Raw genomic sequence first — 24,885 nt, 5'->3', positions numbered from 1 at the left:
TCATGAGCCTCTCCGACCTGCAGACGGCGCTGCAGTCGCAGGTCGACGCCGGCAAGGCGTTCACGATCTCCGAGGCGACGCTGACGAAGGCGGGCCTGACGCCGCGGGCCGGCCTCGACGCGCTCGTGCGGGGCGGGTTCATGCTCGGCAGCGCCGACCTCTCCGTCGCCTACGACGCAACGGTGCCGCCCCCGGCCGGCGACACGCTCGCGCTGACCGGCACGGCGGACGTGCTCGGCGTCACGGGCGCGACGGCCGCCGTGTGCTTCACGGCGCCGGACGGCGGCACCGCGGACGTCCAGATCGCGATCGCGCCGGCGGACGGCTGGACGCTGGGGAGCACGTTCTCGGCGCTCGCCACCGCGCCGTTCGACGAGTTGAAGCTGGGCGACGTCCGCTACGTCGCGACGACGCTCCCGGGCGACACCTACGCCTGGAACGGCGGCGTCCAGGCGCTGACGCCGGGCGCGCAGCTCTTCAGCCTCGCGACGCTCGACGGGCCGCTCGCCGTCGCCGTCGCGCTGTTGAAGGCCGGCTCGACGAGCGACAGCGTCGCCCTGACCGGCATGGTCGATCCGTCGAAGCTCGCGAGCCCCGACGACGGGATCCCCGCGCTCGGGCTCAGCGCGCCGCTCACCGGCGGGATCGCGCTGCCGGCGCAGTTCCCGCTCAGCACCCCGCGGCTGGAGCTCGCGTCCGGCCCCGGGGAGGACGGCAAGGCGATCGCGTGGCTCGCGTTCGCGACGACGCTGAGCCTCGACGGCAAGCCGCAGTGCGACCTCAAGGCGCTGCTGGCGTCCGGGCTGACGACCGTCACGCTCGCGCTGTCGCCGCTCCAGCCGCCCGTCGCGGGCACGCTCGATCCCGCGACGCTGATCAGCCTGCTGGGCGTCGACTTCACGACCGGCATCCCGCCGCTGCTGCAGAGCATCTTCCACGCGGTCACGCTCAAGGGCCTGTCGGCCACGTTCTCGCTGGGATCGTCGATCGACCTCGTCGCGGTCGGCGCGAGCATCGGCTCCTCGGGCCCGTGGGGCTACGGCCAGTTCACGATCACCGAGACCACGCTGTCGGTCGCGGCGACGGCGCCCTTCGCCACGGCGCTGATCTCCTTCGACGCCAAGTCGAAGCTCTTCCCGGAGGTCATCGACGGCGAGTTCGACCTCGGCATCCAGTACGACGTCGGATCCGGGGACCTGGCGGTCTCGGCGGCGTTCATCGGCAAGCTCGCGCTCTCGAGGGTCGTGAGCGGGCTCTCTGACGGTGGCGTCACGCTGCCGGACGGGCTCGAGCTGACGCTGACGGAGCTCGGCGTCGCGCTCGACAAGCCCTCGCAGGGAGCGGTCGAGTACACGCTCTACGCCACCGCCGACGGGGCCGTGACGCTCCCGCTGCTCGGCGTCCACGTCGACGGCGAGCTCCAGCTGCTCGTCGACTCCGCGAAGAAGACCTATGAGCTCGTCGGCGGGCTCGTGCTCGGCGACTCCTCGTTCGGCGTCACCGTCGCGCTCGTCGGGTCCGACGCCACCATCACCGGCACCTGGCAGGCGCTCAACCAGGACTACCTGGGGATCGACACGCTGGCCACGGCGATCGGGATCACGGCGCCGCCGATCCCGAAGGGGCTCGACCTGGACCTCGAGTCGGCGACGCTCAGCTACGACTTCACGAAGGCGATCCTCGTCCTGGAGGCGCACTCGGCGACCTACGGCAAGGCGGTGCTGGTCGCGCTCAAGAGCACGGGGTGGTCGTTCTTCTTCGGGCTCGAGATCGATCGCAAGATCAGCCTCAGCGACATCCCGATCATCGGCCCCGACCTCGACAAGGTCGTCTCGGTCGCGGTCGACGACATCCAGGTGCTCGTCTCCTCGCCGCTCGACGCGACCGCCGCCGGCCTGATCGACGGCGAGCTGACCCGGCTCGGCGGCGGGTATCCGGCCGTGCCGACGGCGGGGATGTCCGGCGTCGCGCTGGCGATGGTGTTCGACGCGGGCGGCGAGAAGACGACGCTGACGATCGGCACGCCGGCGAGCACCGGCGAGAACGCGCTCGCGCTCGCGCCGGCCGGCGCCCCGCCCAGCCCGTCGGACGGCACGGTGTGGCTGACGCTGCAGAAGAGCTTCGGCCCCGTGGCGTTCCAGAAGGTCGGGATCCGCTACCGCGACAGCGTCCTGTACTTCCTGATGAACGCGTCGGTGTCGGCGGGCGGGCTGACGATCGCGGTGATGGGGCTCGGCGTCGGCTCGCCGCTGACCTCGTTCGACACGAAGTTCACGATCGACGGGCTCGCGATCACCTACGCCGAGGGGCCGGTCGAGCTGAGCGGGGCGCTGGTGGGCAAGATCGACCCGGTCGACTTCTACGGCGAGCTGATCCTCGGGGTCGAGCAGCTGCAGATCGCGGCGCTCGGCGGGTACTGCGAAGTCGACGGGCATCCGTCGTTCTTCCTCTACGCGGTGCTCGACTACCCGATCGGCGGGCCTGCGTTCTTCTTCGTCACCGGCCTGGCGGCCGGCTTCGGCTTCAACCGCCGGCTCGTCATCCCGCCGGTCGACGGCGTGGCCACCTTCCCGCTCGTCCAGTGGGCACAGGGGGCCGGCAACCCGCCGCCGATGGACACCGGCGCGATCGCCGACGCGGTCACCAAGGTGATCGGCGAGCTGTCGAGCTCGGGCGTCGTCGCGCCGTCGGTGGGCGACTACTGGCTGGCCGTCGGCGTCCGCTTCACGTCGTTCGAGCTGGTGGAGTCGTTCGCGCTGCTGACGGTCGAGTTCGGCTCGCAGTTCGAGGTCGCGCTGCTCGGCATCTCCACCGTGCAGCTGCCGCCCGCGCCGGCGCCGGCGGTCGCGCTCGCGCAGCTCGAGCTTGAGGCCGTGTTCATCCCGTCGCAGGGCCTGCTCTCGATCAGCGGCCAGCTGACGCCGCAGTCGTTCGTGCTGTCGCAGGACTGCCACCTGACCGGCGGCTTCGCGATGACGACGTGGTTCAGCGGCGAGCACGAGGGCGAGTTCGTCGTCACGCTCGGCGGTTACAGCCCGCGCTTCGACAAGCCGAGCTACTACCCGGCCGTCCCCCGGCTGGGGCTCAACTGGCAGGTGACGCCCGAGCTGACGATCGCCGGCGATCTCTACTTCGCGCTGACGTCGAGCGCGGTGATGGCGGGCGGCGGGCTCAGCGCCGTCTGGCAGAGCGGCGACATCCGCGCGTGGTTCGACGTCGAGGCGGACTTCCTGCTCGTCTTCGAGCCCTTCCACTACTACATCTCGGCCGGGATCCACCTGGGCGCGTCGTTCACGGTGGACCTGCTGTTCACGTCGTTCAAGGTGAGCATCCACCTCGGCGTGGACCTGAACATCTGGGGCCCGCCCTTCGCCGGCACGGCGACGATCGACCTGTCGATCATCAGCTTCACGATCGGCTTCGGCCCAGGGTCGCCGGACACGCGCACGACGATCGACTGGGGCGACTTCGTCGCCAAGCTGATCCCGAGCGCGCCGGCGGCGTCGGCTCGGAAGCTCGGCCTGGCCGCCGGCGCCGACGACACGAAGGTGCCGGCGGTCGTCCAGATCGTCGTGCAAGCCGGGCTGCTCAAGCGCCTGACCGACGAGGACGGGCAGCTCAACTGGGTCGTCAGCGGCGAGCAGCTTCAGCTCGTCACGCAGTCGGCGATCCCGACGAAGGATTGGACGTTCAGCCCGAACGTCACGCTCGCGCCGGACGCGCCGGTCCCCAACACCGACTTCGGCGTCGGCCCGGTCGGCGTCGGCTCCGGCGAGCTGACCTCGACGCACACGATCGAGATCGTGTCGACCGAGGACTCCGAGTTCCACGCCGATCCGGTCGTGCGCAACGTGCCTGCGGCGCTGTGGCGCCAGCGGCAGTTCGACTCGCACGGCGTGCCGGTCGGCGTCGACCCGCTCAACGGCACGACGGTCGACGGCGTGGCGGTCGGGTTCACGATCACGCCGTTCGTCAAGCCGCCGGACCACACGCTGCCGATCAAGCTGGTCGACCTCGAGTACACGATCGCCGACCCGATCAAGCCGTTCGCGTGGACCGACGCGATCGCGCCGGAGACCGACCCGTTCACCGACCAGACGGTGTGGGGCACGATCGCCGCGGCGGGGCCCGCGAGCGTGCGGTCCGCGCTGGTCGCCGCGATCGCGAGCGAGGGCCGGGCGATGCCCAAGACGATCGACGTGTCCGAGCTGTCGACGCAGGCCGCGTACGACCTCGTCGCCAACCCGGTCCTGCGGCTGCTGGGAGAGCAGAAGTGACCGCGGCGCGGCGCACCGTGGCGCCGGAGCACCGGCTCGTGACGTTCATCCAGTACGACCAGCCGGCGCTCAAGGACGGCGAGTACGAGATCACCGCCGCGCAGGGCACCAACCAGGTCGCGCCGAAGACGCCCGACACGTTCTCGGTCACGCGGCGCTTCGCCGTGGCGGGGGAGCGGTTCTCGCTGGACCCGAGCGAGCTCGCCGCCGTCTTCCCCCCTGACCTCGCGGTCGGCGAGCTCGACGGCGACCTCCCGCACGTGCTCTTCAACCGCCGCACGCTGCCGTGGGAGCGCACCGCCACACCGGATCCGAGCGCTCCGTGGCTCGCCGTGCTGTTGTTCGACGAGGCCCAGGCGCCGGCGCCGCACAAGCGCACCGCCAAGGACCTGATCGCGGCCGGCACGCCGATCACGGCCGCCGGCTCGACGGTGACCGGCATCGGCACGCTGCCGGCGGGGATCGTCTCCTATCCGTCGATCAACCCGCTCGACTACGGCGAGACGCCCGACGACGCGTGCATGACGATCGACGTCGACGCGGCGCTGTTCAGCGCGATCGCGCCGGCCGCCGCGGACCTGCCGTACCTCGCCCACATCCGCGAGACCGACACGGTCGACGCCCACGACACGACGACCGAGGTGAGCTCGCCGGCCGTGGTGCTCGGCAACCGCGTCCCCGCGCGGGGCGGGACCCGCGCCCACGCGTACCTCGTCTCGCTCGAGAACATGGCCCCGCTGCTGCCCGACGCGCAGGGCAACCCCGCGCCCGGACTCGCCGGCGCGAGCACCGTGCGACTGCTGACCTACCGCTGGTGGTCGTTCACCGCCACCGACGGCGACGCCACGTTCCAGGCGCTGCTCGAGGGCGTGAACGCGGTGCCGCCGGGGCAGGCCGGGCCGCTCTCCTCGCTCCAGCTGCCCTACCTCGGCGCGCGCCCGACGCCGGGGCAGGTCCAGCAGGCGATGAACGACCTCCAGGCGGGCAGCGTGACGGCGGCCGACGCCGCGATCCTCGCCCACAACGCGTTCGGGCTCGGCTACGTGCCGCTCGCGCACCGCCTGCGTCACGGTGGCGAGACGGTCTCCTGGTACCGCGGCCCGCTCGCGCCGCTGCCGGTCAGCGCCACGGTGCAGACGCCGATCTCCTGCCCCGACGCCGCGACCCGCTACGACCCGTCGACGGGGATGTTCGACATCTCCTACGCCGCCGCCTGGCAGCTCGGCCTGCTGCTCGGCCTGCAGAGCCGCAGCTTCGGGACCGCGCTCTACAACTGGCGCCGCGGGCTGCGCGCGCACGCCGTCGTGCGCACCGAGCAGGCGCGCTACGAGCAGCTGCTCGGCGGCGCGTTCGAGAGCGTCCTCGGCGCGCGCGCCGCTCGGCTGGCCGACCTGGAGCCGGTGCCCCCCGCGCCCGTCGTCCGGTGGCTCGCGCGCCTGGCGCTGCTGGACGGCGTGCCATTCAACTACCTCGTCCCCGACGAGGGCATGCTCCCGCCCGAGTCGCTGCGGATGTTCCACCTCGACCGCGCATGGATCGACGCGCTGATTGACGGCGCGTCGAGCATCGGTCGCGCGACCGCCGGCGAGCCGCTCCCGGAGGCGCTCCTCGGCCTCGTGGATGCCGAGCGCCGCGAGGTCCGGCCGAATCCCGCGCCGGCGGTCGCGCTGCACGAGAACGCGACCGGCGAGGTCACCGGCTTCCTGCTGCGCTCGGCCGCCGTCGCGGGCTGGCCGAACGCGGCCGCGAGCGCGTACGCCGACAGCGAGCGGCTGCAGCCGTTGAAGGTGCTGCGCTCGGTGCGGCTCGGCACCGACGTGATGCTGTGCCTGTTCGACGGCGTGGCCGACGTCGTCGCCGTGCACGAGCCGGCGGGCCAGCTGCACTGCGGGGTCGAGGGTGTCTCCGGCAGCTTCACGACCACCCTGCGCGAGGTGGTCGGCACAGCGCCGGGACACCAGTACGACCCGCCGCAGGGCGAGGCCGCGGTGCTGACGCGCGCCGACGCGCGCACGCTGCAGGTCGCCGCGACGGCGACGAGCATCGAGGACACCCTCAACACGCGCTTCGGCCAGAAGCTGACGCTGTTCACGTCGGCCGAGTTCGCGCTGGAGATGGTCAAGGGGGTGGTCGAGGTTGAGTTCCGCCAAGGCGGCTGACGCCACCGCGACGCTGGTCGTGCCGATCGACGTCGTCGGGCTGTGCATCGGCGAGGACGACTACCAGCAGGCGACCGGCGGGTTCGCCGGCGCGACCGCGGTCTACGACCAGCAGGTGACCAGCAAGCACGCGGCATTCCTCGGCGACAACGTCGCCCGCGGGTTCGACGACGATCCGTGGGATCAGCTGCAGACCGGCGTGCACCTGCATTGGGCGCTGCCCGACGGGCTGACGAGCGGCGGCGGCCCCGGCCACGAGCTGGACTTCCCGGCGGCGCCGAACCGCTGGCTCGTGACCCGGATCGCGATCTCCGGCGGCACGGTCGCGACGCGCTCGTGGCTGGTGGAGAGCGACGCGCTGAGTGCCCAGCAGCCGCCGCAGGGCTCGTCGGTCACGCTCCCGGTCAAGCCTGGGAAGCTCGGGCAGGACTTCGGCTTCCTCGGCCGCTCGCAGGCGCTCGGCCCGGAGGGCTGGTCGGCGGAGCTCGCGACGGATGGCCCGGCGCTGGCCGACGCCGCCGGCGCGCCGCTGAACGCCGTCTCCAACGGCGAGATCGGCTTCGCGGCCTACTACCCGGGCTGCCGCGGCGTGTTCGGCTTCTGGGACGAGCTGGACGACATCGACCCGCCGAAGTCCGCCCCCGCCCAGCTCTCCTACTCCGTGATCGGCTGGTACGACGAACCGGCGCACGACCCCGTGCAACCCGGCGCCACGCCCGCCCAGCTCGAGAAGGCGCTCGGCTGGACCTTCGCCGCCGCCGACCCGGCGCCGTCGGGGAGCATCTACGCCGGCACGTTCGACGGGATCGGCTGGAGCAGGCACCTGCCCTACGTCCTCGGCCAGCCCGTGCAGCAGCCGCTGCAGGCGCGCGCGGCGATCGGGAACACCTCGGCGGAGGCGCTCGCCGCCTACTTCACGGCGCGCGAGGCGCCGACCGTGCCGCTGTTCGAGACGCTGCTGGACGCGTTCCAGTCGGGCCTGCTCGACACCTTCAAGCAGCCCGCCGCCAACGGGCTGAGCCAGCTGGAGGAGCGGCTGCACGACCAGCGCTTCGCCGGGCTGCACTCGGGCACGGTCTTCTCGATCGTCTCGGCCGACGACGACGGGCCCGACCCGCGCGAGCTGATCGACCTGCCCGCGCCGCTGGCCGACGCACTCGACACGCTCAACGTGCTGCGCCGCCAGGCCGACCAGTGCGCGTTCCACGCCGACTGGTACCGCTGGCAGCTGTTCGCCGACTGGTACCGGATCTTCATGATCGACGCGTCCGGCCAGAACGAGGCCTACGCGATCGCCGCCAAGCGCTACGGCGACTGGCAGGACCTGGCGAACGCGCGCGACACGCTCAACACCGCGGCCGACCGCCGGCACGACGCGGTCACGGCGCAGCTGAACCCGCTCATGCGCCTGCGCCGCGCGCCCGCCGAGCGCTTCGTGCAGCCGCTCGACCCCGCCGTCCTGCTCACGGGCGACGCCGTCCAGTTCCCGGCGCGCTACGGCGGCGACGGGCGCTTCAACCCGGACGGCTACCTCGTCTGCCGCACCGACGGCGAGCTCCTGACCGCCGCCGCCGTCGGGAGCACGACGCTGACCGCCGCGTCGCTGACCGGCGTCACGGCGCCGGCCGGGCTGCCCGCGCCGGCGTTGATCACGGCCCTGCTGCGCGAGAGCTGCCTGCTCTGCACGCAGCTGCTGGCCAACCTCAGCGGCCACGCCGAGCCGACGCTGCGCACCGCGCTCGCCCTCGCGCTCGAAGGCGAAGCGCAGAGCGTCTACACGCTCACCGGCCGGCCGCCGTCGCCGGTCGGCGTGAACTGGTGGACGCCCGACCAGTGGCTGCCGATCTTCGCCTCCTGGACGGTGTCCTACCTGCCGCTGCAGCCGACCAGCGCCGGTGGGGCGCCGGTCGCGTACGGCGCCACGATCGTCAACGCGAACTTCCGGCTCGACCAGGACGCCGGCGGAACGCTGACCTACGCGCCGAGCGGAAAGCCGGGGACCATCACGATCGACCCGGCGACGGCCGGCTTCACGCAGCAGTACATCGGCGCCGGCAACCTCACGCCCACGCCGGCCGCCACGCTCACGCGGCTGCTCACGAGCTACCTCGAGACGCACAAGGACGCGACGCTGAGCGCGGTGCTCGCGGAGCTGACGTCGGGCGCCGGCTTCCTCGTGGCGCCGCTCAGCGGCTTCGTCGACGCGCTGACCATGCGCCAGCGTGGCGTGCAGCTGCAGGTGCAGGTCCCGTCGACGAGCGAGTACGCGCCGCTGACCGAGGCGATCAATCCAATCGCCGGCGACGCCCCGCGCGAGGGCGGCCCCGACTTCGACAGCGACTTCAACCCCCTGCGCGCGGGCTATCTGAAGCTCTCGCTGACCCTCGTGGACGCGTTCGGCCAGAAGCGCGACGTCGAGATCGCGCAGCTCGAGTGCGCCGAGTCGATGACCACCGAAGTCGCCGGCGCGACCGTCGCGTCGGTCGCGTACCTGTCGCCGGCGATCGCCCAGCCCAGCCGGCTCGCGTTCCACTGGCTGGCGGCGGACGGCTCGGACACCGAGGAGCTGACCGGCGTCCCGGCCGTCTCGCCCGTGTGCGGCTGGCTGCTGCCCAACCACGTCGACGGGTCGCTCGCGCTCTACGACGCGCTGGGCCGCCCGCTCGGGACGCTCTTCCCCGAGCACGGCGGAGGCGACTCGGCGATCGGCTGGCAGTCGGCGCCGGGGGACGCGCGCACGATCGACGAGGACCTGGCAACGGTCATGCAGTACCAGAACCCGCAGCTGGCGGCCGTGGCGCTGGCGCTCGGCGGGCCGCAGGCGACCGCCGAGAACTTCGCCGCGATGTGGGCCGTGATCGACACCGTGGGGCAGACGATCGAGCCCGGCCCGCTGCCGACCGACAGCGACCTCGCGGTCCTCGTCGGCCGGCCGATCGCGCTCGTGCAGGCGGCGGTGCGGCTCGAGCTGCAGGGCGCGCCGATGCTCGACCTCGGCTGGGACGTGGTCGGCACCGACTCCGACGCGGGTCTGACCGGGATCCAGTTCCCGGTCGTCCTCGGCGATCTGGCGAAGCTGCGCGACGGGCTGATCGGCTACTACAAGGAGACCGCGCCGGGCTCCGGCTACGACCTCTCGACGTTCTACTCCCAGGGCGCCGACCGGCAGGCCACCTCCGGCGTCGTGCTGCCGGCGCAGGACACGCTGCGCGTCACGCCGGCGCCGCCGCTCGGTGCCTCAGAGCCGCCGGATCTCGGGCCCTACACGCAGAAGGTCCTGATGCTGATCGATTCGCGCGCGCGGGTGCACGCGACGACGGGGATCCTTCCCACGGGCGTGCTCGAGCTCCCGCCCGACCAGAGCCAGGGGACGATCAGCGCGCTCGACCTCTCGCTCTTCTCGGCGCCGGTGCTGCGCGGCGCCGGCGCGCTGGCGATCCCGGCCCCGAGCGAGAGCGGCTACGCCGTCTCCTACGTCGACCAGGACCACGGGGACGGCGGCGCGCTCGAGTGGGTCGTGACGCAGGTCGCGGCGCCGACGGCGACCGCCGTCTGGGCCTACACGCCGCAGGAGGTGCGGGAGGGCTGGCTGCGGCTGAACCCGCTCCAGCTGGGGTTCGACCTCGCCGACGCGCAGGGCAAGCCGGTCGTGCGGTCCGGGCAGCCCAACACGCTGACGCTGACCCTGACCAACCGGTCGCGCCGGACGCTGACGTTCCGGCACGGGCCGCCCGTCGCCGAGGGCGCCCCGCCGTCCGGCTCGGTCTTCTACGTCCATCTCGGCACGCTCGTGGCGCAGGAGGACGTCGCGCAGATCGCGCTGAGCGCTCCGGGCTGGACGTTCCGGTACTTCGCGAGCCCGCAGTACGGCGCGTACTGGGCGGCGGCGCCGGCCGCCGACCTCTCGCTCCCGGCGTCGGGCTCGCTGGCGATCGCGGTCGGCGACCTGATCGCGGCGCCCGCCGGCGCCCAGGCGCAGGTCGCCTTCGACTACTACGCGATCGACGGCGTCGACGACGGCGTCTACGCCGACGTGCTCGCCATCGAGACCAAGACCACGTGACCAGGACGGGAGCAACCATGACCGTGCAGACCGCCGACCCGACGCTCGTGTCGCAGACCGCCTACCCGCAGCTGGTGTTCGAGATCGACAGCGCCGGGGCGCCGAGCACGATCTACGTGACCGGCACCGCGTCGGACAACGACCTCACGCTGAAGATCGCGACGACGGCGAGCGCGACCTTCAGCCCGGCGCCGCACGTGGTCGACAAGCCGCAGGCTCCAACCGCGACCGGGTCGCTGCTGTACCTCGACCTCACGCCGCTGAACCTCACCGCGGCGGAGTTCGCGGCGATCTCGCCCACGCCGTCGGACTGGACGATGGTCGCGTTCCCGGACGACCAGCTGATCGGCATGACGCCCGAGGCCGACGTCACGATCGGGCCTTCGGACTCGATCGAGCTGCATATCGGCGCGCTCGCGGACCCGCAGGCGACGGGCGCGAGCGCATCGCTGACCGTCACGGCCTTCCGCGTCGCGGGGATCACGATCGGCAGCCTGCCGTTCCCGTCGAACTTCAGCGTCGCGCTCGCCACGCCGCCCGACGGCGGCGAGGCGCTCAGCCAGGACCTGCTGGTCGAGCTCGCGACGCCCGACGTGGTCAACAGCATCCCGGCGTACGACCCGGTCGCCAACCAGCTCGCGTTCGCGTTCTACGCCGGCCCGCGCGGCCGGCCGGTGGTCGCCGGCGCCGAGACCCAGTTCACGCTCAGCTTCGTCTACTCCAGCGATCCGTCGGGCTACGGCGCGCTGTGCACGACCGACGAGGTCAAGCCGCCGTTCGAGGTCGTCAGCGGCGTCAACGCGGGCGCGTGGAAGATCACCGCCAACCGCTCCCAGCAGAGCCCGTCGTGGACACTGCGTCCGCCGCCGAAACACCCGATCGTCGGCACCGGTCCGCTCGCCACCGTCGGCATCCTCGCCAACGACTTGGTGACGACCTTCCAGCCGGGCCCGACCGTCGCGCTGATCTCCTACACGGGCCTCACCGGCTACGCGGACGGCGTCTTCACGCTGCCGATGACCAAGCACGCGCACGTGAGCATCGGCGCGCTCAGCGTCAAGCCGAATCCGACCGTGCTGGCCGACGGCTCCGCGGCGGTCACGGTCTCCTGGCAGGCCGAGAACGCGGGCACGATGACGCTCGCGCCGTTCGACGTGAACGTGACCGGCAAGACGAGCTACCCGGCGGTCATCACCGACACGACGCCGATCAGCCTGACCGCCGAGGGCACGTACCTCGCCAGCGCCGGCAACATCGCGCTGGCCAACACGACGGCGGTCGTGCAGCCGGTGATCAACTCCTTCGGCGCCTCGCCGCGCGCGGTGTACGCCGGGGACCTGCCGCGCGACGTCGCCCTCAGCTGGAACGTCAACACCAACGACAAGCTGCAGCTGGTCTCCTCGACGGGCGACCCGGACCCGGACCAGTACGGCGCGATCGGGACCGTCAGCAAGCCGATCTCCGGGCCGCAGATGTTCACGCTCGTGCCGCTCGGGCAGTCGGAGGGCCCGGCGGTCGAGCGCAGCATCATCGTGTCGGCCTTCGCGCCGCAGGTGCAGCCCAGGGCGGTCGCCGCCGCGTACCTCGCGGCGCCGCCGAACGCGAGCTTCATCCTGGCGTCCGACGGCAGGACGGTGAGCGCGGTCGACACGATGGTCTACCAACCGGTCAGTGGGACCATCCCTGTCGGCGCGTCGCCCGCCGGCATGGCATTCTCGAGCGACGGCAGCATCCTCTACGTGGCGAACTCGGGCGACGGGACCGTGTCCGCGCTCGACGTCACGGCGACCGGCGCCGTGCCGCAGTACGGATTCACGACGCGCTCCACGACGACGGTGGGCGGCGCGCCGCAGCGGGTCGCGCTGTCCCCCGACGGCGCCTACCTGTACGTCACCGTCGACGGCGGCTCGCAGCCCGGCAAGCTCGTCGTGCTCTCGACGGCGGGCACGCCCGTCGTCGTCGACAACCTGACGGTCGGCGTGGCACCGCGCGGCGTCGCGGTGATGCCCTCGGGCGCGCAGCTGTTCGTCGCCAACTCGGGGTCCTCGACCGTGACGGTGATCGGCCGCGGCCCGAACGGCCGGCATTCGGTCGTCGACTCGATCACCGGCCTGAGCGCGGCGCAGGACGTCGCCGTCACGGCGGACGGCGACGTCGTGCTCGTCGCGTGCCCGACGGCCAACGCGGTCGTCGCGCTCAACGCCATCCACCCACAGGCGCCGCGCGCGACGCTGACGGTCGGCAACGCGCCGCAGCAGCTCGCGCTGCTGCCGGGCGGCGCCTACGCCGTCGTCACCAACCAGGGCGACGGCACCGTCTCGCTGCTCTCCGCCGGCTCCACGCCCTCGCAGTGCACGCTGCTGGAGGCCGGCATACAGGTCGGCTCGAGCCCGGGCGCGATCGCGGCGACGCCCGACGGCGGGCTGGTGCTGGTCGGGACGGGCGGCGGCGGCGGGCTGGCGGTGGTCACGCTCGCCGAGTACCAGACCGGCCAGGCCCCGCCGGCGATCGGCGGGCAGCCGACGGACGTCGCCGTGTCCCCGGACGACACCAAGGTCGTCGCGTGGCATTCGGCCCGCGAGACGTTCTCGCCGGGCCACCCGTCGACCGGGCTGTTCGTCTACGACGTCGCCTCGGAGGTCGTCACGCCGGAGCTCGCGAGCACGCCGGTCGTCGACTTCGTCCACCACCCGGACGCGGCCGCGGCGACCGGGTTCCTCGCCGACGACACGCATGCGAGCGTGACGATCCTCAGCACCGCGTCGTGGACGGCCACGGGCACGATCGACCTCTCCGCCGAGACCGACGGGCTTCCCACCGGCCTCGCCGTCTCGAGCGACGGCACCACCTTGTTCGTGCTGACCGCGTCGGCGAGCCGCGCCTACGAGCTGGTCGTCTACGCGCTCGCGGGCTCCCCGCCGATGGGCACAGCGCTCGGCACCGTCAAGCTGCTGACCGGATCGCCCGGCTCGGCCGTGACGCTCGCCGCCGCCCCGGACGGCTCGAAGGCCTACGTCACCGACGAGGTGAGCGGGAACTTGCTCGTCGTCGCGCGCGGCAACGACGACAGCTACGCGCTGAGCGGCAGCCCCGTCGCCGTCGGAAGCCTGCCGGTCGCCACCGCGCTCTCGCCGGACGGCACCGGCCTCTACATCGCGTGCGAGGGCATGTCCAACAACGGCAGCCTCGCCGTCGTGGACACGGCCACGCTCGCGCTGCAGAGCGTCATCCTGCCGGCGAACGCGTACACGTCGCTGGGCGAGCTGGTCGTCTCGCCCGACGGCACGCGCGTGCTCGCGACCGACGCCGTGGCAGCCGGGGTGCGGGTGTTCGACGCGGCGTCCCTGCGGCTCGTGCAGACGATCCAGTGGAACGGCGGCGTGGAGTGGCCGAACGGCATCGCCGTGGCCGCCGACGGGTCGCGCATCTTCACCACGAACATCGTCAGCGGCAACCTCGGCGTCGTCGCCCAGGTCCAGGCCGCCGCGTCGGGCGCCCTCCGCCACGTCCCCCACCCGACCGTCGTCGCGGCCGAGCTGGCGCCCGCCGCCGGCCTCGGGTCCGCGCCGTATCAGGGGCTGTTCCTGCGCGACTACGTCGGCCAGACGCCGCAGAGCGGGAACACGACGGGCGCGTGGACGACGTGCCCGGACATCTGGTTCGCGGGGCAGCAGCCGCTGCCCGATCCCCAGACCACGCTCGTCGGGGGCTACGGCAACGACTCCCCCAGCACGGTCTACATCGCGGCGGGCGGAGGCCAGCAGCCGATCGACAACTACGTCTACGTCCGCGGGCTCAACGCGACCAACGGGGCCAACCGCTCGCGCGTGTGGCTGTACTACGTCAACGGCGGCGGCGACCCCTCACTGATGCTGTGGCCGCCGAGCTGGCTGAACGCGGGCATCGCGGCGGCGAACACCTACCCCGCGGTGGGTTACGTCGAGGTCCCGTCGGCCGCGCTGAACGAGATCGACTTCACCTACCCGCCGTTCATCTGGAACGCCGTCCCGGTCTCAGGCCACTACTGCATGATCGCCTGGGTCGAGAACCCGCCGCTGAGCCAGCCGGCGACCGATCCGCGCGCCGGCATCGGCAGCCTTGGCACCTGGAATGACCTCGCGACGTTCGTGCAGACCACGCCGAACATGGGCTGGAAGAACACGGTCGAGCAGGCGACGACGCAGGGGCAGAGCTGGGTCCTGGACATGCCGCTGCAGGGGCCGCCGGTCGGCGGGCTGTTCAAGTGCGGGCTGCAGTTCAACAACGTCCCGACGGACGGGTACTTCGCCTTCTCGATCACCGGGCCGACGCCACAGGGGAGCGTGTCGGTGCCCAAGACGCCGATCACCTCGATCGGCGAGACCTACCTCACGCCGATCGACTGGACGGGCTCCAACAACTACACCGCGACGATGTCGGTGAGCTACTGGGCGGGCGCGACGCCGATGCCCAAAGGCGCGAACATCACGCCGGCGGCCGGCTCGTCCTCGCGAGCGCAGGTGGGCCTCGTCCAGGATCCGCTCGTCGGCGCGATCCGCGCGGACGTCTACCCGTCCGGCCTGGTGGAGGACGGCTTCGAGCAGGAGTGGCTCACGATCGTGGGGTCGGTCCAGGTGAACCTCACGTAGAGCACGGTGCGCCCTCACCGCCGCGGGCTCTACTCGCTCCAGAAGTCGCCGACGATCTCCGCGTCGGATTCGACGTGCGGTCCGAAGACCAGGACTTCGAGCCCGTCGGGGCCGGCTTCGAAGGATCGAGCGACGCCTGGGCTGACGCGGACTGCGTCAAGCGGGGTCAGCGCCACGAGCTCATCGTCGAGCTTGACGCGCCCGGTGCCGGCGAGCACCACGTAGATCTCCTCTGCGGTGCCGTGGCGATGGGCGAAGGCCTCGCGTTGTCCGGGCTTGATGACGAGGAAGTTCATCCCCGTCTGTTGGGCGCCCAGGTCTTCCCGCGGAAAGCGCGCCTCCTGAGTGGCCGAGAGCCCGTGTCGCACGGCCGAGTCCTGGACGTCACGAAGGTTCTTCTTCGCGTACCGCATCAGCCGCGATCCTACGGCAGGCGCCATGTTCCTGCGGCATGCCGCGCTTCACGTCGCGGCCGACAGGATCTCGGCCTCGAAGAACGGCGCATAGCGGGGCGTCCCGAACCACCAGCCGACAGCCAGGCGCGACGGCACGACGTAGTCGCCGAAGCGGCGCTCCGCGAGCACGCGGCAGCCGCAGGGCACGTACCCGCGCTCGCCGCGCCAGCGCAGCGCGCTCACCGAGCGGATCGAACCTTCAGCGTCGATCTCGATCCGGACCTCCGGGCGTTCCGGCGGCACGTTCCACGCCGCTACGACCACGTCGTCGGCCTCTGCGCGACCGCGTGCGCGAAGTAGCGGCGGACCGGATCATCGAGCGCCCGCGGAATATCGGAGGCGCTCATGACGGCGTTCCACCGATGGGGCGACCGCGACGGCGGCCCGCCTGCTCGCCGAGAGTGTCCGGTGCGGGGATCACGAGTGGAGGCTCAGCACCTCGATGCTGCGCGCGTCGATGCCCAGGCTCGCTTGGACCGGACGCCCGCGCACGCGCCCGAGCTCTTCGTCGATGCCTTCGAGGTACCCGGCGAGCTCGCGGCCGGCGATCTTCGTCGGCGGCCACCACAACGCGTGGCCGGCGACGTCCGCGTGCTCGTCGCCGGCGGCCTCGTCGCGACGCAGGAAGCGTGCCCAGCGCTCGGTCAGCAGCATGCCGCGCAGGACCGGCACGAACGGCTCGGCGTCTACGTCGGCCCCGGCGCCGGCGGCGATCTGCGCCGCGGCGGCGTCCGCCTGCTGGCAGGCGAGACCGCCCTGCTTGATCGCGAACGCGGTGGCGTCGCCGGCGGCGTAGACGTCCGGCACGCCGGTGACGCGCCCATGGACGTCCACGACGAGGAAGCCGGAGGGATCGGCGGGAAGGCCGTCGATCGACGGGCCTTCGAGCCGCGGGAGCGTCACCACGCGCTGCACCTCCAGCTCCTCGCCGACGAGCGCGATGTGCCCATCGTCGACGCTGTCGACGGGCGCGGAGGTGTGCAGGGCGATGCCGGCGTCGCGCAGGAGCGCCTCGACCTCGCGCGCGGCATCGAGCCCGAAGACGCCGAGCGGTGCCTCCTCCGGGGTCACGAGGTGCAGCTCCACCCGGATGCCGAGCTCGTACGCCCGCTCGGCCAGCATCAGCGCGAGCTCGTACAGCGGCAGCGGCCACGTGCCGCCCGGCGGCGCGACGAACGCGATCTTGCGCGTGTAGCCGCCCTCGACGTCCTGGACGAGCCCGTGGACCGCCTCGGCGTCGGCCGCCGAGCCGGTGAAGACGGTCGCCCGGGCATACGGGCGGACAGGCACGCCGCCGGACGCGACGAGCAGGACGTCGTAGGCGATCTGCGCGCCGTCGGTGGTCTCCACGACGTGAGAAGCGGCGTCGACACGGGCGAGCGTGCCGCGCTCGTGGGCGAACCCGGCGTCGGCCGCGACGCGGGCGAGCGGGTAGGTCCAGGCGCCGCCGGCCGCGAACGGCTCCAGGACGCTGAGCGGACGGTAGGTGAAGTCGGAGTTCGGAGCCAGCACAGTCGTGGAGACGCGGTCGCCGGCCAGACGATGGAGCCTGAGCGCGGCTTCGAGCGCCGCGGGGCCGCCACCGGCGATGAGGACGTTGGTGGGCATGCGGCAACGCTAGGTCCGCATGCGGGTCGTGGCCTCCGGGACGACGACCCGTCGCGCTCGTGGAAAACCCACCTGCGCCGGTCGGTAAGTCCCGGATGGCGGGACGCCGTCGCGGCCATACGGTGCGGTCATGACCGAAGCCAGGCACGTCGCGATCGCGGGTGGCGGTCCCGCCGCCGTCGACGCCGCACTCGCGCTCCAGCGCCTCGCCGTCCGATGTCCGACCCGATGCGCGTCCTGATCGCCGGCGGCGGCGTCGCCGCCCTCGAAGCCGTCCTCGCGCTGCGCGCGCTCGCCGGCGACCGCGTCGCGGTCGAGTTGCTCGCCCCGGGAACGCAGTTCCCACACCGCCCCGAATCCGTGCGATCGCCGTTCAGCGGCGAGCCGGCGCCGCAGATCTCGTTCGATCGCGTCCCGATCACCCATCACCGCGGCGCGCTCGCCGCGGTCGCCGCGGACCGCCGCGAGGCCCGCACCACCGACGGCGGCCGGCTCTCCTACGACCGCCTGATCGTCGCCACCGGCGCCCGGTCGGTCGAAGCGGTGCACGGCGCCACGCTGTTCCGCGGCCCGGTCAGCGCCGGCGCGGTCGAGGGCGCGCTGCGCGACGCCAAGGGCCGGGTGGTGTTCGCGCTACCCGCCGAGTCCGCCTGGGCGCTCCCGATCTACGAGCTCGCGCTGCTCGCCGCCCATGAGCGGCGAGGCGGACCCGAGCTGATGGTCGTCACCCATGAGCCGCGGCCACTCGACATCTTCGGCCGGACGGCGTCCGACGCCGTCGCACGGCTGCTCGATCGCGCCGGCATCGAGTTCCTCGGCGATACCGTCGCCGACTCGGTGCTGGGCGACGCCGTCGTGACCCACGACGGCCGCCTGATCACCGCAGACGCCGTCATCGCCCTCCCCCGCCCCGAGCCGCGCGCCATCGCCGGCCTGCCCGAGGGATTCCTCGAGATCGACGAGCACGCCCGCGTCGTCGGCGTCCCTGGTGTCTTCGCCGCCGGCGACGGGACCGCCGGGCCGATCAAGCAGGGCGGGCTCGCTACGCAGCAGGCCGACGCCGCGGCGGAGCGGATCGCCGCCGAGGCCGGAGCCGGCAACGACCCGCGCCCGTACCGGCCGGTGCTGCGGGGCCTGCTCCTCACCGGCGAGGCGCCGCTGTACATGCGCAAGGACCTGACCGGCGACGACGCCCTCGCTCGCCCGCTGCGCTACGCGCCGCCGCAGACGTCGCGCTCGCCGCTGTGGTGGCCCGACGAGAAGATCGTCGGCCGCTACCTGTCCGGTTACATCGCGGGCGGGCGCGCGGCATGACGGCGCGCGCCATGTATCTGTACTGGAGCCCGCTCGGGGCAGGCGGTCACTCCGCGGCCGCTCGGCGAGCCGATGCTCCGGTGAACCACCGGGACCACCAAGGAGGACCACGTGAGCACCATCCTGATCGGCGTCGATGACTCGGCGCGCTCCGAGGACGCCGTCGCGTTCGCCCGCCGGCTGGCCGGCGCCGCGAGCGGTCAGGTCATCCTCGCGTGCGCGTTCCTGTACAGCGACATCCCGACTCGAGCCTCCAACGTCACCTATCGCGAGGCACTGAAGACCGAGGCGAGCCGGACCGCGCGCCGGATGGCCGAGCTGCTGTCAGACGTCCCGCTCGAGCGCGTCCGCACGGCGACGGTCGCCAACCCTTCGGTCGCCCACGCGCTCACCGACCTCGCCGAGGCCGAGCAGGCGTCGATCATCGTCGTCGGCTCCACCCACACGGGCCGGGCCGGCCGCGTGCTGCCCGGCTCCACGGCCGAGCGACTGCTGCACGGGGCTCCGTGCGCCGTGGCCGTCGTCCCCAACGGCTACTGCACGACCACCCACCCGGCGATCCGCCGCATCGGCGTCGCCTACAACGCCACCGACGAGGCACCGGCCGCCGCCGAGGCGGCCCGCGCGGTCGGCGCCGAGCTCGAGGTGATCGGCGTCGTCGCAGCCGACGACTACGGCGCGCCGGCGCTGATGGGCGGCCCGAGCTACGACACCCTGCGCGAGGACATCGAGGAGCACGTGCAGAAGAGCCTCGACGCTGTCGTGAAGGGCCTGCCGGCGGACGTCCACGGCGAGACCATCCGGCTCTCCGGCGACCCCGCCGACCAGATCGCCGCCCGCAGCGGGAACGTCGATCTGATGGTGATGGGATCGCGCGGCTACGGTCCGGTGCACGCCGTCCTGGCCGGCGGCGTGAGCGGGCGCGTGGTGCGCGAGGCGCAGTGCCCCGTGATCGTCGTCCCGCGCGGCGTGCAGGCGCCGCTCCGCGAGCTGTTCGGGGCTGCCGCCGCCGCACGCGTCTGAGGACTCGAGCACGGGTGAGCGCGTGTCGCGTCAGGCCGTGTGACCGTGACCGCGACGCCGCGCCGGGATCCGCGCCCGCAGCGTCGTCCCCTCGCCGGGAGCCGATTCGACTTCGAGCGTGCCTTGGACGAGCGCAACCCGCTCGCGCATCCCGATCAGGCCGAAGCCGCCGCCGTCGGCATGCGGCTCGAAGCCGCGCCCGTCGTCGCGGAGCATGATCTCAACCGCGTCCGCGACATCGAAGACGCGGATCTCGACGCGCGTGGCGTCCGCATGCTTGACCACGTTCGTGAGGCCCTCCTGGACGAGCCGGTAGGTCGTCGACTCGATCTCGGTGAGGTGACGCGCGGCGGCCTCTCCGCTGTCGAACGCAAGCCTGACGTCGAGTTCGACCTCGAGGCCCGACTGCTCCGCGACGCGGGCTGCCAGCGTCTCGAGCGCCGCCTTGGTGCCGAGCTCGTCGAGCGCGGCAGGCCTGAGGTCCGTGATGAGCGCGCGGAGGCTCGCGATGCCGTCGGTCAGGAGCTCGATCGCCTCGCCGATCGCGAACGTTATGCGGTCCGGATCGCCGCTGCGGCGGGCGCCTGAGAGCAGGACGCGGAGCCCCGCCAAGTGCTGGAGCGTGTCGTCGTGCAGCTCGCGGGCCCAGCGTCTGCGCTCGGCCTCCGAGGCCTCGATGCTTCGCCGGAGCGCCTCGTCGCCCGCCATCTGCGCCGTCGCCACCGCGGTGGCCGCGCTGGCCGCGAACGCCTCCAGCAGGCGCTCGTCATCCTCTCCGAAGGGCCGGTCGGCGCCCATCCGGTCCAGGACCACCAGGAACCCGACCGGGCGATTGCGGAACAGCATCGGCGCCACGATCGCGGTGCGGGCGCCGAGCTCGCGCGCCGCGAGCGTCTCGGGCGGCAGCTCGGAGAAGCGCTGTGCCTTCCCGGTCTTGATCGCCGCCGCGGCGACCGAGTTCGCGATCGGCACGCGCCGGCTCCTAAGGCGCTCGACACCCTCGCCGGCCACCGCCGCGATCACGAACTCGTCGCCGTCGACGAGCGCGATCTCGGCCGCGCGCGCGTCGATCAGCGCGCGCGAGCGCTTGGCGACGAGCTCCAGGACCCGCTCCAGGTCGGTCACGCCGCCGAGCGCCCGGCTGATCTCGGTCATCGTCTCCAGGCCCCGGATCGCCCGCTCGAGCTCGTCGCGTCGCTCGCTGACAGTGCGGTACAACCGCGCATTGGAGATCGCGATCGCCGCCCAGCCGGCCAGCACGATCGCCGCCTCCTCGTCGTCGTCGGTGAACTCCTGGCCTTCGGCCTTCTCGGTCAGGTAGAGGTTGCCCCAGGCCTCCCCCTCGATCAGGATCGGCACCCCGAGGAAGGACGTCATCGCCGGATGCGCGAGCGGGAACCCGTACGAGCGCGGGTGGGCGCCTACGTCGGCCAGGCGCAGCGGCCTGGGATCGTCGATCAGGACTCCCAACACGCCGCGTCCGCGCGGGAGATCGCCGATCTGGCGGTGCGTCTCCTCGTCGATGCCGACGGTGAGGAACCGTTCGAGGCGCTCGCGGCGCTCGTCCAGGACTCCGATCGCGGCGTAACTCGATCCGGTCAGCTCGCGCGCAACCTCCAGAAGGCGCTGGAGCACCGTCTCGGGCTCCAGCTCGGAGATCAGCGACCGGCCGACATCGAGAAGCCGTCGGAGCCGTTGCTCATCCATGCCTGATGCCAACGCTACAGATCCGCCCTCGGGACCGTCCGCGGCGACGCACGTGCGGCAAACTGCGGACGCGTGCGCCGCCCGGTCCTGGTCCTCAATTGCGGCTCCTCGTCGCTCAAGTACCGCCTCGTCGACGTCGCCGAGCGGGCCGACGTCGCCTCCGGATCGATCGAGCGCATCGGCTCGTCCGCGAGCCGCTTCGTGCACCGCGACGAGCGCGGCGAGCGGTCGCGCGAGCTGGGGATCGGCGATCACGCGGCCGCCGCCGGCGCGGCGCTCGGCGCGTTCGACCCGCCGCTGTCCGGCCGCGCGCTGCTCGCCGTCGCGCATCGCGTCGTCCACGGAGGGACGAGCTTCACGGGGCCGGTGGCGATCGACGACGGGGTGGTCGTGCAGATCCGCGCCCTCGGCACGCTCGCGCCCCTGCACAACGGCATCGACGCGGACGTGATCGACGTCGCCCGCCGCGCGCTCCCCGGCGTACCGCATGTCGCCGTCTTCGACACCGCGTTCCATCACACGCTGCCGCCGCGGGCGTTCACGTACGCGGTGCCGCGCGAATGGGGCGTCCGTCGCTACGGCTTCCACGGGACGTCGGTGGCGTACGTCGCGCGCGAAGCCGCGCGCGTCATCGGCCGGCCGCCGGAGGAGCTGCGCCTGATCGTGCTGCATCTCGGCAACGGTGCCAGCGCAACGGCCGTCGCGGGCGGGCGGAGCGTGGATACGTCGATGGGGCTGACGCCGCTCGAGGGCCTGGTCATGGGCACGCGCTCCGGCGACGTGGATCCCGCGCTCGTCGAGTACCTCGAGCGCGTGTCCGGCCTGTCGGCGCACGACGTCGACGAGCGGCTCAACTCGGGCAGCGGACTGCTCGCGCTCGCCGGCGTGAGCGACATGCGCGAGGTCCACCGGAGGATCGCGGCCGGCGACGCGCGCGCCGAGCTTGCGCTCGACGTCTACTGCTACCGCATCCGCAGGTACGTCGGCGCGTACCTGGCTGCGCTCGGCGGCGCCGACGCGATCGTCTTCACCGCCGGCGTCGGCGAGCATGACGCTGTCGTCCGCGCGCGCTCGCTCGCCGGCCTGGCGGCCCTCGGCATCCGGGTCGACGACGCGCGCAACGCCGCGCATGAGCGAACCATCTCGCCGCCTGGCGCCGAGATCGCCGTACTCGTCATCCCGACCGACGAGGAGCTCGAGATGGCGCTCCAGGCGGCGCGGCTGACGTCGGCGTAGCGCCTACCGCGGCCAGACCCAGTCCTTGACCTCGGCCGGATCGTCGCCGTGCGCGCGTGTGTACTCGCGGTGGCGCAGGCGCTCGTCGACCATCCGCTGGCGCAGGTGCGCCGCTCGCGGGCCGAGCCGGGGAACCCGGTCGATGACGTCCATGACGAGGTGGAAGCGGTCCATGTCGTTGAGCATGACCATGTCGAACGGCGTCGTGGTCGTGCCCTCCTCCTTGTAGCCGCGCACGTGGATGTTGCGGTGGTTCGCCCTCCTATAGGTGAGGCGGTGGATCAGCCAGGGGTAGCCGTGGTAGGCGAAGATCACCGGCCGGTCGAGGGTGAACAGGGCGTTGAACTGGCTGTCGGACAGGCCGTGCGGGTGCTCGCGCTCGTCCTGCAGGCGCATCAGGTCGATGACGTTGACGACGCGGACCTTGAGCTCGGGCCTGTGCTCGCGCAGCAGCGTGGCGGCCGCGAGCGTCTCGAGCGTGGGGACGTCGCCCGCGCAGCCGAGCACGACGTCGGGCTCGCCGCCGGCGTCGTTGGACGCCCACTCCCAGATGCCGATCCCACGCGTGCAGTGCGCGATCGCGTCCTCCATCGAGAGGTAGTCGAGCGACGGCTGCTTGCCCGCCACGATCACGTTGACGTAGTGGCGCGAGCGCAGGCAGTGGTCGGCGACCGACAGCAGGCAATTGGCGTCCGGCGGCAGGTAGACGCGGACGATCTCGGCCTTCTTGTTGACCACGTGGTCGATGAAGCCGGGGTCCTGGTGTGAGAAGCCGTTGTGATCTTGCCGCCAGACGTGCGAGGAGAGGAGGTAGTTCAGCGACGCGATCGGCCGCCGCCACGGGATCCCGCGGGTGACCTTCAACCACTTCGCGTGCTGGTTGAACATCGAGTCGACGATGTGGATGAACGCCTCGTAGCAATTGAACAGCCCGTGCCGGCCGGTCAGCAGGTAGCCCTCCAGCCAGCCCTGGCACAGGTGCTCGCTGAGCACCTCCATCACGCGCCCGTCGGGCGCGAGGTGGTCGTCGCCCGGGCGCGTCTCGGCCATCCATGCGCGGTCGGTCGCCTCGAACACGGCGGCCAGCCGGTTGGACGCGGTCTCGTCAGGCCCGAAGAGCCGGAACGTCTCGGGGTTCGCGCGCATGACGTCGCGCAGCCAGGCGCCGAGCACGCGCGTCGGCTCGCTGGTGCCCGCCGCTGGCGCGTCCACCGCGACGGCGTAGTCGCGGAAGTCGGGCAGTCGCAGGTCGCGCAACAGGACGCCGCCGTTGGATTGCGGGATCGCGCCCATGCGCCGCTCCCCGGCGGAGCCAGCGCGGTCAGCTCGGAGCGCGGCGCGCCGTGCTTGTCGAACAGCTCTTCGGGCCGGTAGGAGCGCATCCACGCCTCAAGCGCGGCCAGGTGATCGGGGCGCTCCGCCAGCCCCGCGAGCGGAACCTGATGCGCGCGGAACGTCCCTTCGACGGGGATGCCGTCGACCTCGCGCGGGCCGGTCCAGCCCTTGGGAGTGCGCAGCACCAGCATCGGCCACCGCGGGCGCGAGCGATCGCCTTCGCGAGCCCGCCTCTGGATGGCGGCGATCTCGTCGAGCGCGGAGTCCAGCGCCGCTGCGAGCGCCTGGTGCACCTCGGCCGGCTCGTCGCCCTCGACGAACAGCGGCTCGTGGCCATAGCCGCGCAGCAGCTCGCGCAGCTCGCCGTCGCCGATCCGCGCGAGCACCGTCGGGTTGGCGATCTTGTAGCCGTTGAGGTGCAGCACCGGTAGGACCGCCCCGTCGCGCGCCGGGTCGAGGAACTTGTTCGAGTGCCAGCTCGCCGCGAGCGGCCCGGTCTCCGCCTCGCCGTCGCCGACCACGCACAGGACCAGCAGCTCCGGATTGTCGAACGCCGCGCCGTAGGCGTGCACGAGCGCGTAGCCGAGCTCGCCGCCCTCGTGGATCGAACCCGGCGTCTCCGGCGCGACATGGCTCGGGATTCCGCCCGGATAGGAGAACTGGCGGAACAGCTCCCGCATCCCCCGCTCGTCGCGCGACACGCTCGGGTAGAGCTCGCTGTAGCTGCCCTCCAGCCACGTGTTCGCCACCAGGCCCGGTCCGCCGTGACCAGGACCGGTCACGAACAGCGCGTTCAGGTGGCGACGCCGGATCGCGCGGTTCATGTGCGCGTAGAGCAGGTTCAGCCCGGGCGTGGTGCCCCAGTGGCCGAGCAGCCGCGGCTTGACGTGCTCGAGCCGCAACGGCTCGCGCAGCAGCGGGTTCTCGCGCAGGTAGATCTGGCCCACGGACAGGTAGTTGGCGGCGCGCCAGTACGCGTCGAGCGCCGACAGGTCGGTCTCCGAGAGCGGGCGCGGCAGTCGGGCGGTCACGGTTATCTCGTCAAGCCTCGTCTCCGGCGCGGCGCACTCGAACCGTGGA

General features: G+C 72.6%; 11 protein-coding genes and 1 pseudogene. 7 read left to right on the top strand and 5 right to left on the bottom strand.

Translation table 11 applies throughout. The features are described 5' to 3' along the window. The first annotated feature begins 2 nt into the window (after positions 1–2). From H958_RS44015 to H958_RS0124700, 4 genes are read left to right on the top strand one after another with little or no spacing between them, the layout of a single operon-like run. Positions 3–4,277 (top strand): DUF6603 domain-containing protein, encoded by a 4,275-nt coding sequence (locus H958_RS44015; RefSeq protein ID WP_051324775.1) that lies wholly within the window; start codon positions 3–5, stop codon positions 4,275–4,277. Next, positions 4,274–6,436 (top strand): hypothetical protein, encoded by a 2,163-nt coding sequence (locus H958_RS0124710; RefSeq protein WP_028060604.1) that lies wholly within the window; start codon positions 4,274–4,276, stop codon positions 6,434–6,436. The genes H958_RS44015 and H958_RS0124710 overlap by 4 nt, the downstream gene beginning before the upstream one ends. Beyond that, entirely contained in the window at positions 6,414–10,499 is a 4,086-nt protein-coding gene (locus H958_RS0124705) for a hypothetical protein (protein WP_028060603.1), read from the top strand. The genes H958_RS0124710 and H958_RS0124705 overlap by 23 nt, the downstream gene beginning before the upstream one ends. A gap of 17 nt (positions 10,500–10,516) precedes the next feature. Further along, positions 10,517–15,127, top strand: coding sequence for a beta-propeller fold lactonase family protein (locus H958_RS0124700; RefSeq protein WP_028060602.1), 4,611 nt, complete (start codon positions 10,517–10,519; stop codon positions 15,125–15,127). 29 nt (positions 15,128–15,156) lie between these two features. Here the strand turns inward: H958_RS0124700 and H958_RS44010 are convergent, their stop codons facing one another. From H958_RS44010 to H958_RS0124680, 3 genes are all read right to left on the bottom strand, one after another. Beyond that, complete coding sequence (locus tag H958_RS44010; protein WP_051324774.1) at positions 15,157–15,540, bottom strand: cupin domain-containing protein; 384 nt, start codon at positions 15,538–15,540, stop codon at positions 15,157–15,159. A 48-nt stretch (positions 15,541–15,588) separates the two neighbouring features. Further along, complete coding sequence (locus tag H958_RS0124690) at positions 15,589–15,825, bottom strand: DUF6920 family protein (RefSeq protein WP_156028262.1); 237 nt, start codon at positions 15,823–15,825, stop codon at positions 15,589–15,591. A 174-nt stretch (positions 15,826–15,999) separates the two neighbouring features. Then, entirely contained in the window at positions 16,000–17,190 is a 1,191-nt protein-coding gene (locus tag H958_RS0124680; RefSeq protein WP_028060600.1) for an NAD(P)/FAD-dependent oxidoreductase, read from the bottom strand. Positions 17,191–17,406: 216 nt separating this feature from the next. On the opposite strand from H958_RS0124680, the gene H958_RS0124675 reads away from it, so the two are divergent. Beyond that, entirely contained in the window at positions 17,407–18,504 is a 1,098-nt protein-coding gene (locus tag H958_RS0124675) for an FAD-dependent oxidoreductase (protein ID WP_028060599.1), read from the top strand. A 111-nt stretch (positions 18,505–18,615) separates the two neighbouring features. Beyond that, a complete protein-coding gene (locus H958_RS40125; protein ID WP_051324773.1) occupies positions 18,616–19,527 on the top strand; it encodes a universal stress protein in 912 nt (303 codons plus the stop codon). Between the two features lie 30 nt (positions 19,528–19,557). On the opposite strand, the gene H958_RS0124665 is transcribed toward H958_RS40125, so the two are convergent. Continuing rightward, entirely contained in the window at positions 19,558–21,234 is a 1,677-nt protein-coding gene (locus H958_RS0124665; RefSeq protein ID WP_028060598.1) for a GAF domain-containing sensor histidine kinase, read from the bottom strand. Between the two features lie 72 nt (positions 21,235–21,306). Between H958_RS0124665 and H958_RS0124660 the strand changes: the two genes are divergently transcribed. After that, on the top strand, positions 21,307–22,470 hold the full coding sequence (locus H958_RS0124660) for an acetate/propionate family kinase (RefSeq protein ID WP_028060597.1): 1,164 nt from the start codon (positions 21,307–21,309) through the stop codon (positions 22,468–22,470). A gap of 3 nt (positions 22,471–22,473) precedes the next feature. Here the strand turns inward: H958_RS0124660 and H958_RS49230 are convergent. After that, a pseudogene (locus H958_RS49230) lies at positions 22,474–24,842 on the bottom strand (phosphoketolase family protein). Positions 24,843–24,885: the final 43 nt, after the last annotated feature.

The sequence above is a fragment of the Candidatus Solirubrobacter pratensis genome (assembly GCF_000425945.1).
GTDB classification, from domain to species: domain Bacteria; phylum Actinomycetota; class Thermoleophilia; order Solirubrobacterales; family Solirubrobacteraceae; genus Solirubrobacter; species Solirubrobacter pratensis.
This window is presented reverse-complemented; position numbering and strand designations above follow the sequence as displayed.